The sequence below is a fragment of the Cognatilysobacter lacus genome (genome assembly GCF_008274655.1).
In the GTDB taxonomy this organism is placed as follows: domain Bacteria; phylum Pseudomonadota; class Gammaproteobacteria; order Xanthomonadales; family Xanthomonadaceae; genus Cognatilysobacter; species Cognatilysobacter lacus.
Window position 1 is genome coordinate 1 of record NZ_VTRV01000083.1, and the last position, 12,282, is coordinate 12,282.

General features: G+C 67.7%; 10 protein-coding genes. 9 read left to right on the forward strand and 1 reads right to left on the reverse strand.

What is annotated here, in order from left to right:
* Nucleotides 1-99 precede the first annotated feature (99 nt).
* From murC to lpxC, 6 genes are all read left to right on the forward strand, one after another.
* Nucleotides 100-1,536 (forward strand): UDP-N-acetylmuramate--L-alanine ligase, encoded by a 1,437-nt coding sequence (gene murC / locus FW784_RS08705; RefSeq protein WP_149352959.1) that lies wholly within the window; start codon nucleotides 100-102, stop codon nucleotides 1,534-1,536.
* Complete coding sequence (locus FW784_RS08710; RefSeq protein ID WP_149352960.1) at nucleotides 1,533-2,516, forward strand: D-alanine--D-alanine ligase; 984 nt, start codon at nucleotides 1,533-1,535, stop codon at nucleotides 2,514-2,516. The genes murC and FW784_RS08710 overlap by 4 nt, the downstream gene beginning before the upstream one ends.
* Complete coding sequence (locus tag FW784_RS08715) at nucleotides 2,513-3,328, forward strand: cell division protein FtsQ/DivIB (protein WP_149352961.1); 816 nt, start codon at nucleotides 2,513-2,515, stop codon at nucleotides 3,326-3,328. Before FW784_RS08710 ends, FW784_RS08715 begins: the two co-directional genes overlap by 4 nt.
* Entirely contained in the window at nucleotides 3,325-4,560 is a 1,236-nt protein-coding gene (gene ftsA / locus FW784_RS08720; protein WP_149352962.1) for a cell division protein FtsA, read from the forward strand. Before FW784_RS08715 ends, ftsA begins: the two co-directional genes overlap by 4 nt.
* Before the next feature lie 174 nt (nucleotides 4,561-4,734).
* A complete protein-coding gene (gene ftsZ, locus FW784_RS08725) occupies nucleotides 4,735-5,982 on the forward strand; it encodes a cell division protein FtsZ (RefSeq protein ID WP_149352963.1) in 1,248 nt (415 codons plus the stop codon).
* A gap of 342 nt (nucleotides 5,983-6,324) precedes the next feature.
* Complete coding sequence (lpxC, locus tag FW784_RS08730; protein WP_149352964.1) at nucleotides 6,325-7,245, forward strand: UDP-3-O-acyl-N-acetylglucosamine deacetylase; 921 nt, start codon at nucleotides 6,325-6,327, stop codon at nucleotides 7,243-7,245.
* 240 nt (nucleotides 7,246-7,485) lie between these two features.
* Here lpxC and FW784_RS08735 read toward each other — a convergent pair whose 3' ends face one another.
* Nucleotides 7,486-7,818, reverse strand: a complete 333-nt coding sequence (locus FW784_RS08735; protein ID WP_235893625.1) for a DciA family protein — start codon at nucleotides 7,816-7,818, stop codon at nucleotides 7,486-7,488.
* Between the two features lie 205 nt (nucleotides 7,819-8,023).
* Between FW784_RS08735 and FW784_RS08740 the strand changes: the two genes are divergently transcribed.
* The 3 genes from FW784_RS08740 to mutT all read left to right on the forward strand — a co-directional run.
* On the forward strand, nucleotides 8,024-8,824 hold the full coding sequence (locus tag FW784_RS08740) for a M23 family metallopeptidase (RefSeq protein ID WP_235893627.1): 801 nt from the start codon (nucleotides 8,024-8,026) through the stop codon (nucleotides 8,822-8,824).
* A 141-nt stretch (nucleotides 8,825-8,965) separates the two neighbouring features.
* Complete coding sequence (gene secA, locus FW784_RS08745; RefSeq protein WP_149352966.1) at nucleotides 8,966-11,692, forward strand: preprotein translocase subunit SecA; 2,727 nt, start codon at nucleotides 8,966-8,968, stop codon at nucleotides 11,690-11,692.
* A gap of 107 nt (nucleotides 11,693-11,799) precedes the next feature.
* On the forward strand, nucleotides 11,800-12,282 hold a 483-nt coding region (mutT, locus tag FW784_RS08750; protein WP_149352968.1), incomplete at its 3' end, for an 8-oxo-dGTP diphosphatase MutT.

Sequence of the window (12,282 nt, forward strand, 5' to 3'; positions counted from 1 at the left end):
GCGGCCGATGGCGGAGGCCGCTCGCGCGCTCGCACGCCCCGACGCCGCCGCGCGCGTCGCCGATTTCGTCATGGAAACGTTTCACATGGACCGCGCAGCATGATCCCCACGCATCGCCACCGCCTGCTCGAGAACCCGGCGAAGGGCGGCGCGCGCGTGCACTTCGTCGGCATCGGCGGCGTCGGTATGAGCGGCATCGCCGAGGTGATGTGCACGCTCGGCTACCAGGTGTCGGGCTCGGACAATGCCGACAACGCGGTCACCCGTCGCCTCGCGCGGCTGGGCATCACGGTGTTCCGCGGGCATGACGGCGCAAATGTGGACGGCGTCGAGTGCCTGGTGGTTTCCAGTGCGATCAAGCCTGACAACCCGGAACTCGTCGCCGCGCATGCGCAGCGCATTCCGATCGTGCCGCGCGCCGAGATGCTCGCCGAGCTGATGCGCTTCAAGCGCGGCATCGCGATCGCCGGCACGCACGGCAAGACGACCACCACCTCGCTCACCGCCAGCGTGCTGGGCGAGGGCGGTATCGACCCCACCTTCGTGATCGGCGGCCAGTTGCTGGCCGCGGGTGCGAACGCCAGGCTCGGCGGTGGCGACTGGCTGGTGGCGGAAGCCGATGAATCCGACGGCAGCTTCCTGCGGCTCAACCCGCAGATCGCGGTCGTCACCAACATCGACGCGGACCACCTCGAGAACTACGGCGGCGACTTCGCCAAGGTGCGCGCGGCATTCGACGAGTTCCTGCACCGGCTGCCGTTCTACGGCCTGGCCGTGCTGTGCATCGACGATGCGGAAGTCGCCGCGCTCGCGCAGAACGCGGCGCGCCACGTGTTGACGTACGGCCTGTCGGCCGAAGCCGACGTGCGCGCGGAGGCCATCGAGCAGATGGGCGGCCGCATGCGCTTCACCCTATGCCTGCCGGATGAACAGCGGTGCAGCGTCACGCTGGCGATGCCGGGCGTACACAACGTGCAGAACGCGCTCGCCGCGGCTGCAGTGGGCTGGCAGCTCGGCGTCGACCCGAAAGCGATCTGCCACGCGCTCGAGAACTTCGCGGGGATCGGTCGACGCTTCAACCTGCTCGCGCAGGTGCCGGTCCACGGCGGCACCGTGACGCTGGTCGACGACTACGGTCACCATCCGAAGGAACTGGACGCGGTGTTCAAGGCCGCGCGCGGGGGCTGGGCCGACAAGCGCCTGGTCGTCGCGTTCCAGCCGCATCGCTACAGCCGCACGCGCGACCTGTTCGACGACTTCGCCTCGGTGCTGTCCGAAGTGGACGTGCTGGTGCTCACCGAGGTGTATCCGGCGGGCGAAGCACCGATCGCCGGCGCCGATGCCAAGTCGCTCGCACGAGCAATCCGCGCGCGCGGCCGCACTCAGCCGATCGTGGTGCAGGGCGCCGCGGACCTGGCGCGCGTACTCACCGATGTCCTCCAGCCCGACGACCTGCTGCTGATGATGGGCGCAGGCGACATTGGCCACGCCGCGCAGCACATCGCCGCGCATGGATTCGAAGGAGCCGATTCGTGAGCCTCGTCCTCGCCGCACCGCGCGTTTCGGATCCCGCCGCGTTCGGGCGCGTCGCCGTGCTCATGGGCGGCACCAGCTCCGAACGCGAGGTTTCGCTCGATTCCGGCCGCAACGTGCTCGAAGCGCTGCAGTCGAAGGGCGTGAACGCGTTCGCCATCGACGGCATCGACGCACTCGTGGACGCGATCCGCGACGGCCGCGTCGATCGCGTCTTCAACATCCTGCACGGCAACAAGGGCGGGGGTGAAGACGGCGTCCTGCAGGGGCTGCTTGAGGCACTGCGCGTGCCGTATACGGGCTCCGGCGTGCTCGGTTCGGCGTTGAGCATGGACAAGATCCGCACCAAGCAGGTCTGGTTGAGCCTGGGCCTGCCGACCCCGCGCTACGTCCGTCTCCAGAAGGGCGACGACGTGCACGCGGCGGCGCATGACCTCGGCTTGCCGGTGATCGTGAAGCCCTCGTGCGAAGGCTCGAGCGTCGGCGTCTCGCGCGTGCGGGACGATGCCGGGCTCGATGAAGCCGTGGCGCTCGCGGCGCGGTATCCCGGCGAGATGCTGATGGAACAGCTCATCGTGGGCGACGAACTCACCGTGGCGGTGATTGCCAATGGCGATGACTACGTGGCGCTGCCGTCGATCCGCATCGTGCCCAAGGGCGAGTGGTACGACTACAACGCCAAGTACATCGCGGAAGACACGCAGTACCTGTGTCCGGGGCTCGAAGGCGCGGCAGAGGACGAGATCCGTCGCATCGCCGTCGATGCGTTCAAGGCGGCCGGCTGCGCTGGTTGGGGCCGCGTCGACGTCATGCGCGACCGTACGAGCGGCAGGTTCTACCTGCTCGAAGTGAACACGGCACCCGGCATGACCAGCCATTCGCTCGTGCCGAAGGCGGCGCGGCAGGTCGGCATCGAATTCGCTGACCTGTGCTGGCGCGTACTCGAGTCGTCGTTCGATCGTGAAGGAGGCAGCGCCGCGTGAACGCGATGCTTCGCCTTGCAGCCTGGTTGATCGCGGTGGCGCTGGTGGCGCTGCCCGTGGTTGCGGTGCTGCGAGGCTGGATCGGCGCGGACCGCTGGCCGCTCACGCACCTGCGGGCGACGGGGCGCTTCGAGCGCGTCGATCCGTCGCTGGTGCAACGTGCGTTGCTGCCCTACGCCAAGCATGGCTACTTCGCCGTCGACCTGAAGGCCGCGCAGGCCGCCGTGGCGCAGCTGCCATGGGTCGATCGTGCGCAGGTGCGCAAGCGCTGGCCCGACGTGCTCGAGGTGTCGATCACCGAGCATCGGCCGTTCGCGCGTTGGGGACAGGGCCGGCTGCTGTCCGACAAGGGCCGCCTGTTCGACGCGCGCGGCGCGAAGGTGCCGGCCGGCCTGCCGCAGTTCGATGGCCCTGAAACACAGGCGGCGGATGTGGTCGAGCTCTACCAGCAGTCGCGCACGCTGTTCGCGCCGGTCGGAATGAACGTACAGGCCGTGGCGGTCGATCCGCGCGGGAGCTGGTCGCTGACGCTGTTCGACCGCGCGCACGGGGGCTTCGCCACGCAGGTGATCGTCGGGCGCAGCGAAGCGCGCGCCCGCATCGGTCGCTTCGTGCGCCTGCTGCCCCAGCTGATGGTCAATCCCGAACGCCACATCGAACGGGCGGATCTTCGCTACACCAACGGTTTCGCGCTGACGTGGGCCGGCGCGGTCGACGCCGCCAAGCGCGCGCTCGCCGCACCGCCGACACCTCGCGCGCCGCCTACTGCCGCGCTCTTCTTCCCCCGCATCGCGAACCCCACCATCACATGAATCGCAAGGGCGACAAATCGCTGATCGTCGGCCTCGACATCGGCACCTCGAAGGTCACCGCGCTGGTGGGCGAATACCTGCCCGGCCAACCGATCGAGGTGATCGGCCTGGGCTCGCATGAATCGCGCGGCATGCGTCGCGGCGTGGTCGTCGACATCGATTCGACCGTGCAGTCGATCCAGCGCGCGATCGAGGAGGCGGAGCTGATGGCCGGCTGCGAGATCCGCTCCGTCTATGCCTCGATCTCCGGCAGCCACGTGCAGTGCCGAAATTCGCAGGGCATCGCGCCTATCCGCGACGGCGAGGTCACGCACGCGGACCTCGAGCGCGTGCTCGACGCGGCCAAGGCGGTCGCGATCCCCGCCGACCAGAAGATCCTGCATGCGATCCCGCGCGACTACGTGCTCGACGACTCGCAGGAAGGCATCCGCAACCCGGTCGGCATGACCGGCGTGCGCCTCGAGGTGCACGCGCACCTGGTGATCTGCGCGCAGTCGGCCGCGGCCAACATCTCCAAGTGCGTGCAGAAGTGCGGGCTGCAGGTCGACGACCTGATCCTGAGCGTGCTGGCGTCCGCCAATGCAGTGTTGACGCCTGACGAGCGCGAGCTGGGCGTGGCGCTGGTCGACATCGGCGCTGGCACCACCGATATCGCGGTGTTCGTGCAGGGCGCGATCGCGCACAGCGCGTCGCTGCCGATCGCCGGCGACAAGGTCACCGAGGACATCGCGCACATGCTGCGCACGCCGACCCCCGAAGCCGAGCAGATCAAGGTGCGCTATGCGTGCGCGCTGGCGCAGATGGCGACGGCCGAGGAATCGATCCAGGTGCCGAGCGTGGGCGATCGCCCGCCGCGCCGCATGCCGCGTGCTTCGCTGGCGCAGGCCGTGCAGGCGCGCTACGAGGAAATCTTCGAGATGGTGCAGGCCGAACTGCGCCGATCGGGCTTCGAGCAGCACGTCCGCGCCGGCATGGTGCTCACCGGTGGCGCGGCGCGCATGGAAGGCGTGGTCGAGCTGGCGGAGGAAATGCTGCAGATGCCCGTGCGTGTGGGGATTCCGCAGCACGTGACGGGACTGGGCGAAGTCGTCGGCAACCCGGTGCATGCCACCGGCGTCGGCCTTCTGTTGATGGGAAGCCAGATCGAGAACCCGCGTCGGCCGATGTTGCCCGCAGGTCGGGCAGGCGGCGTTTTGAATCGATTGAAGAACTGGTATCGCGGCGAGTTCTGAGCGTCGCAAAAAAGCATTGCGAAGAGCGGAAAGCGGTTGGGCGGCGGCGAAACAAATTGCAAATAAATTCGTAGCGACGGCACACAGCGTTTCAAACATCAGCAACAATAGACATCAAATAAAGCCGGCATCGAAAGCGAGTTTCGAATGGCGGCACCAACGAGGACAACGGACATGGCGCACTTCGAACTGGTCGAAAAAATGGCTCCCAACGCCGTCATCAAGGTCGTGGGCGTCGGTGGCGGCGGCGGCAACGCGGTCGCACACATGGTCAACAGCAGCGTGGATGGCGTGGAGTTCATCACCGCCAACACCGATTCGCAGGCGATCAAGAACTGCGGCGCGAAGTTGCAGCTGCAACTCGGCGGCAACGTCACCAAGGGCCTCGGCGCCGGTGCCAACCCCGAAGTGGGCCGCCAGGCCGCGCTCGAGGATCGCGACCGCATCATGGATGCACTGCAGGGCGCGGACATGGTGTTCATCACCGCGGGCATGGGCGGCGGCACCGGCACCGGCGCCGCGCCGGTCGTCGCGCAGCTGGCGAAGGAGATGGGCATCCTGACCGTCGCCGTCGTCACCAAGCCGTTCCCGTTCGAAGGCCGCCGTCGCATGCAGGTCGCGCTCAAGGGCATCGAGGAGCTGTCGCAGCATTGCGATTCGCTGATCACGATCCCCAACGAGAAGTTGATCACCGTGCTCGGCCGCAACGCCACGATGATCCAGGCGTTCCGCGCCGCGAACGACGTGCTGCTCGGCGCCGTGCAGGGCATCGCCGACCTGATCGTGCGCCCGGGCCTGATCAACGTCGACTTCGCCGACGTGCGCACTGTCATGAGCGAGATGGGTCTCGCGATGATGGGCACCGGCGCCGCCCGCGGCGACGACCGCGCTCAGGCTGCTGCCGAGGCCGCGATCCAGAACCCGCTGCTCGACGACGTCAACCTGTCGGGTGCGAACGGCATCCTCGTCAACATCACCGCCGGCCCCGATTTCACCATGGCCGAGTTCGACGAGGTCGGTCGCACGATCGAAGCGTTCGCATCGGAAGACGCGACCGTGGTCATCGGCACCGTGCTCGATCCGGACATGCAGGACGAAGTGCGCGTGACCGTCGTCGCAACGGGGCTCAATCGCGCCGCGCTGCGTGCGACCGATCGCGGCTTCGAGAGCCAGCGTCGCCCGCAGATGCAGGTGGTTGCCAGCAAGCGTGACGGCACCACCGGCATGCCGATCGAAGACGTCACCAACGCCTACTCGCCGAGCATGTCCGCAGGCGTGCCCAGCTTCACCAGCGGCCTGCGCACGCGCGCGGAGCCGGCATCGGCGGCACCGGCGGCACCCGCCTCGCAGCCGGCGGTCGCGGATTTCGGTGGCGACAGCTATCTCGACATCCCGGCGTTCCTTCGTCGCCAGGCTGACTGAGTCGCATGTTCGCGGCGCGTCCAAGCGCGTAGCAACATCAGTGCGTAACGCGGGGCGGCGTGTCCGTCCCGCGCAGTGGTCGCACCATCGCCACTGCGATACAGCATCGGCTGCCTGTCCGTCGGCCGATGATTTCCAGCGGGAGGCACTGCCTCCCGCCGTTTTCGTGGTTGCACTACCGGCTGTCGGCCCATCGCGGTCGGTTGCACCGGGACCACTTCCCATTCACGGTCGGTGGCGCCAATGTCGCCGTCGATGCACGCGTGAGGCGGCTTTCCGTTCAGGTTCAGCCGGCTGCATGCTAACTTTTCGTCCGCTCCGTCGAAGGTTCGACTTCTGACCATGCTCCGCCAGCGAACCCTCAAGAACGTGATCCGGGCGACCGGCGTGGGCCTGCACAGCGGAGAGAAAGTGTTCATGGCGTTGCGTCCGGCGCCTGCCGATACCGGCATCGTGTTCCGCCGCACCGACCTCGAGCCCGTCGCGGAGATCCCGGCGAAGGCCCACCTCGTCACCGAGACGACACTCTGCACCGGGCTGTCGAGCGGCGTCGGCAAGATCCAGACCGTCGAGCACCTGCTTTCCGCGCTCGCGGGGCTCGGCATCGACAACTGCTATGTGGAATTGTCGGCGGCCGAAGTGCCGATCATGGACGGCTCCGCGGGCCCGTTCGTGTTCCTCCTGCAATCGGCCGGAATCGCCGAGCAGGCTGCGCCCAAGCGGTTCATCCGCGTGCTGCGGGAAGTGGAAGTGCGCGACGGCGACAAGTTCGCGCGGTTCACGCCGCATGACGGCTTCCGCATCGGCTTCACCGTGCGCTTCGACCACCCGGCGATCCCGGCCTCGCATTCGCGCGCCGTGGTGGATTTCTCGACCGACGCCTATATCCGCGAAGTCAGCCGCGCCCGCACGTTCGGCTTCATGCGCGACCTCGAGTACATGCGAGAGCGCAACCTGGGCCTCGGCGGCTCGATGGACAACGCGATCGTCCTCGACGAATTCCGCGTGCTGAACGACGACGGCCTGCGCTACGCGGACGAGTTCGTGCGCCACAAGATCCTCGACGCGGTCGGCGACCTCTACCTCGCCGGCCACGCCATCGTGGGCGCCTACGAGGGCTACAAGTCCGGGCACGCGCTCAACAACAAGCTGGTGCGGGCGTTGCTGGCCGAGCAGGCAGCGTGGGAGGAAGTCACGTTCCGCGCGGACGCGCCGCTGCCGGTGGTATTCGGCATTCCGGGCCAAGCGCTCGGCCTCGCCTGAGCAGCGCTTTCGGGTCAATGACTTGCGCGTCGGTCGAGCCGCGCAGCCCCTGCGAAAAGCACCGACTCCCGGACCGTTCATCGCCGGGCGCGTGAATGTTCGGTGACGAATAACCTCGTCTTAACGGAATCGTGCTTTCGCTTACCGAACCGTTAACACCCCCGCCGGGGGCCGCCGTTAGCATCTCGGCACCCCAGGCGGCATACGTTGCCGCACGGGGGTGGCATCACGCGTACGGGACTAGTCGAGGTCCCTCAGCGATGCCAGCGCCGCCTGCAGCGCCTGCTGCGATGCGGCCGACATGGGACGTGGCGCCTTGACCTTCCGAGGGTCGGCAGTCGTCCCGGGCGACGTCCTGATCACGACGTCGTCCGCAGAGAGCCCGAGGGACCGGGCCGCTTGCAGAAGCTCCGGGATGGCGAGGCGCAACTTCGCCTGCCAGATCGGCGCATCGACCACAAACACGAGCCTGCCGCGATCGATATTCGCGAACCGCGCATGCGCGGCCAGCCCGTCCGGCAGGAATGGGCGCAATCGACCGTCCAGGTCGTCGAGCCATAGGGCTCGACGCATGGGATCGCCGCCCGGTCCATCCAGCAACGCATCCAGCGGTGCGCGGGTGGGACCGGTGGCCTTCTTTCGCGACCTGGGCCTGGAATCTGGCATCGAACCTATGACCGTTTCGAACATCGTAAATCCTCGCGGTCTCATCGCCGACGCACTCGACTTCCTTGGGCAGCAGGCCGCGCGCCGGCCGGCGCTCGCGCTTTCGGCCTTCATGGCGGGCGGCATGGCCCTGCTGGTCGCCGGCGGCGCAGCCGGTTCCGCGATCTCGCAGCAAAGGCTCGCGGCCGAAACGGCGCGGGCGCACACCGGGCAGGCGCAAGCGCAGCGCGAACTCAACGCCATCGCGGCGCGCGTAGGCGAATTGCAGGCCCAAGCCAACCGGCTGAACGCGCTCGGCGACCGGCTGACCCGAATGGGCGGCCTCAAGGACGGCGAATTCGACTTCGACCGTCCCGTCGGCGTCGGCGGCGACGGCGAGGTGCGCGACATGCCCAAGGGCGAGCTCGGCCGCAGCCTCGACATGCTCGAGCACCGGCTGGGCAATTCCGGCGACCAGCTCACGGTGCTCGGCGCACTGCTGACCAACCGGCAGCTGACCCTCAACGCCGTGCCGTCGCGCGCGCCCGTGCTGGACAGCTACATCACGTCGGGCTTCGGTGAACGCGCCGACCCGGTCGTCGGCGGCGGCGAGTTCCACAAGGGCATCGACTTCTCGGCCCATACCGGGGACCCGGTCCTGGCCGTCGCCGATGGCGTGGTCAGCTTCGTCGGCGAGCGATCCGGTTACGGCAACGTGGTCGAAATCGACCATGGCAACGGCTACGTAACCCGCTACGCGCACAACTCGCAGCTGGAGCGTCGCCAGGGCGAGCTGGTGCGCGCCGGCCAGGAAATCGCCAAGGCCGGTTCGACCGGCCGCTCGACCGGTGCGCACGTGCACCTCGAGGTCTGGCAGGACGGCCGCGTCATCGATCCGCGACCGTTCCTGCAGGGCGCCCGCCTTCGCGGTTGACGACCGGGCCGCGGGCGGCTTGCAAACGCCGTCCGTCGCCTCCAGCTACAATCCGCGATGCCGTAAAAGGGCGCCCAGCGCCCTTTTTTATTGGCGGCGACGCACGCACGTCGCCGCAGCCCCCTTTCCAATCGGTCCGTCATGCTCAACAGCCTGCTCACCCGCGTCTTCGGTAGCCGCAACGAACGCCTCCTGCGTCAGTTGCAGCGCTCCGTCGACAAGATCAATGCCCTCGAATCGCAGATGCAGCAGCTCAGCGACGAGGAGCTGAAGGCGAAGACGCCCGAATTCCGGCAACGCGTCGGCAACGGGGAGACGATCGACAAGCTGCTGCCCGAGGCGTTCGCCGTCTGCCGCGAGGCCTCGGTGCGCGTGTTCGGCATGCGCCATTTCGACGTGCAGCTGGTCGGCGGCATGGTGCTGCACCTTGGCAAGATCGCCGAGATGCGCACGGGCGAAGGCAAGACGCTGACCGCGACGCTGGCCGTTTACCTCAACGCACTGGAAGGCAGGGGCGTCCACGTCGTCACGGTCAACGACTACCTCGCGCGCCGCGACGCCGCGCAGATGGGCAAGCTCTACGGCTGGCTCGGCCTGACGACGAGCGTCGTGTACCCGGGCATGCCGCACTCGGACAAGCATGCCGCCTACGCCGCCGACATCACCTACGCCACCAACAACGAGATCGGCTTCGACTACCTGCGCGACAACATGGCGCTGTCGAAGGAGGATCGCGTCCAGCGCGGCCTGAACTTCGCCATCGTCGACGAAGTCGACTCGATCCTGATCGACGAGGCCCGCACCCCGCTGATCATCTCGGGCCCGGCCGACGAATCGCCCGAGCTGTACATCAAGGTCAACCGCATCGTGCCGCAACTCGTTCGCCAGGCGACCGAGGAAGGCGAGGGCGATTACTGGGTCGACGAGAAGGGCAAGCAGGTGCATCTGTCCGAAGGCGGACAGGAGCGCGTGGAGCAGCTGCTGCGACAGGCCGGCATCCTCTCGGAGGAAAACGAGGATCTCTACGATCCGCACAACCTCAGCGTGGTGCACCACCTCAATGCCGCGCTGCGCGCGCATGCCATCTACCAGCGCGACGTCGACTACATCATCCGCGACGGCGAAGTCATCATCGTCGACGAATTCACCGGCCGCACGCTGCCGGGTCGTCGCTGGTCGGACGGCCTGCACCAGGCGGTCGAAGCGAAGGAGGGCGTGCCCGTCCAGCGCGAGAACCAGACGCTCGCGTCGATCACCTTCCAGAACCTGTTCCGCATGTACGGCAAGCTCGCCGGCATGACCGGCACGGCCGATACCGAAGCGTACGAGTTCCAGAGCATCTACGGGCTCGAAGTCACGGTGATCCCGACCAACCGCACGATGGTGCGCAAGGACAATCCGGACGCCGTGTTCCTCAACCGCGCCGGCAAGTACCGCGCGGTGATCAACGAGATCAAGGCCTGCCACGAGAAGCAGCAGCCGGTGCTGGTGGGCACCACGTCGATCGAGGTGTCGGAGATGCTCAGCGACCAGCTGCGCGAGCTCGGCATCGCGCACGAAGTGCTCAACGCGAAGCAGCACGAGCGCGAGGCGCAGATCATCGCGCAGGCCGGTCGTCCGGGCGCGATCACCATCGCCACCAACATGGCCGGCCGCGGTACCGACATCGTGCTCGGCGGCTCGCTCGAGTCCGAGCTGGCGCAGCTGGAGTCCGAGGGCGAGGTCGACGAAGTCACGAAGCAGCGCCTGAAGTCGGAGTGGCAGGCGCGCCACGAGGCGGTCAAGGCCGCCGGCGGCCTGCATATCGTCGGCACCGAGCGCCACGAGTCGCGTCGTATCGACAACCAGTTGCGCGGCCGCTCCGGTCGCCAGGGCGACCCGGGTTCGTCGCGCTTCTACCTGTCGCTCGAAGACAACCTGATGCGCATCTTCGCGGCCGACTGGGTGCAGAAGGTCATGGCGCGCATGGGCCTGAAGGAAGACGACATCATCGAGTCGCCGCTGGTGACCAAGCAGATCGCGAACGCGCAGCGGAAAGTCGAGGCGCACAACTTCGACATCCGCAAGAACCTGCTCGAGTTCGATGACGTCAACAACGACCAGCGCAAGGTCATCTACGGCCAGCGCGACGAATTGCTCGAAGCCGCGGACGTGGCCGAGAACATCGAGGCGATCCGCGCCGACGTCGTCCACGAGACCGTCGAGAAGTTCGTGCCGCCCAATTCGATCGACGAGCAGTGGGACCTGAAGGGCCTGGAGGCGAGCATCGCCGAGGACTTCGGCGTGCAGCTGGATCTCGATGCGCTGGTGAAGTCCGAGCCCGAACTCGACGCGGAAGGCGTGCTCAAGCACGTCGACGCTGCCGTTGCGAAGCATTTCAGCGATCGCGAGGAACAGCTCGGGGCCGAGACGATGCGCATGCTCGAAAAGCACATCATGCTCAACGTGCTCGACCAGAGCTGGAAGGAGCATCTCGCGCGCATGGATTACCTGCGCCAGGGCATCCACCTGCGGGGCTATGCGCAGAAGCAGCCCAAGCAGGAATACAAGCGTGAGGCCTTCGAGCTGTTCTCGGAAATGCTCGAGAACGTCAAGCGCGAAGTGGTGACGATGCTGGCGCGCGTGCGAATCCGCAGCGAGGAAGAGATCGCGCATGAGGAAGCAGCCGCGCGCGCCCAGCTGGAGTCGCAGTCGCAGCAGATGCGGTTCCAGCATGCGGACGTCGGCGGCTTCGGCACGGAAGAAGAGGCAGCCGACGTACTCGCGGCGGGCGCCGCCGCAGCTGCGGTCGCGAACATCGGCCGCAATGATCCGTGCCCCTGCGGCAGCGGCAAGAAGTACAAGCACTGCCACGGCCAGCTCGCCTGACCGCGTGAGTCGCGCCGCGCGCGCCGGCCCGCGCGCGTGCGATTTGCCGCGTCGCTTGCCCGCGTATCGGCGCGGTCCGTAGAGTGTCCCGCTTGGACCCGTTAGCCATTCCTCCGCCGTCGCACCGCTCGATCCACGTCGTCGCCGGCGTCATCCGTGACGTGCGCGGGCGCATCCTGCTGGCGCGCCGCACCGAGGGGCGCGACCTGGCGGGCCTGTGGGAGTTCCCGGGCGGCAAATGCGAGCCCGGCGAGACGCCGGAACAGGCGCTTTCACGCGAGCTCCAGGAAGAGCTGGGCATCGATGCGCGCGTTGGCGCGCCGTTGATCCGCGTACCGCAGCGCTATCCCGACAAACAGCTCGTGCTCGACGTGCGGCAGGTGGAAACCTGGCAGGGCCCGGCCCGCGGGCGCGAGGGCCAGGCGCTCGCATGGGTGCCGCCCGACAAACTTCCGCGGTATTCGATGCCGCCTGCGGACCGCCCGGTCGTGGCCGCCTTGCTGCAGCCGCCGACGTACGCGGTCACGCCGCCGCTGGATGAACTCGATCCATGGCTGAAGCGGATCGACGCCGCGCTCGCGACCGGCGCG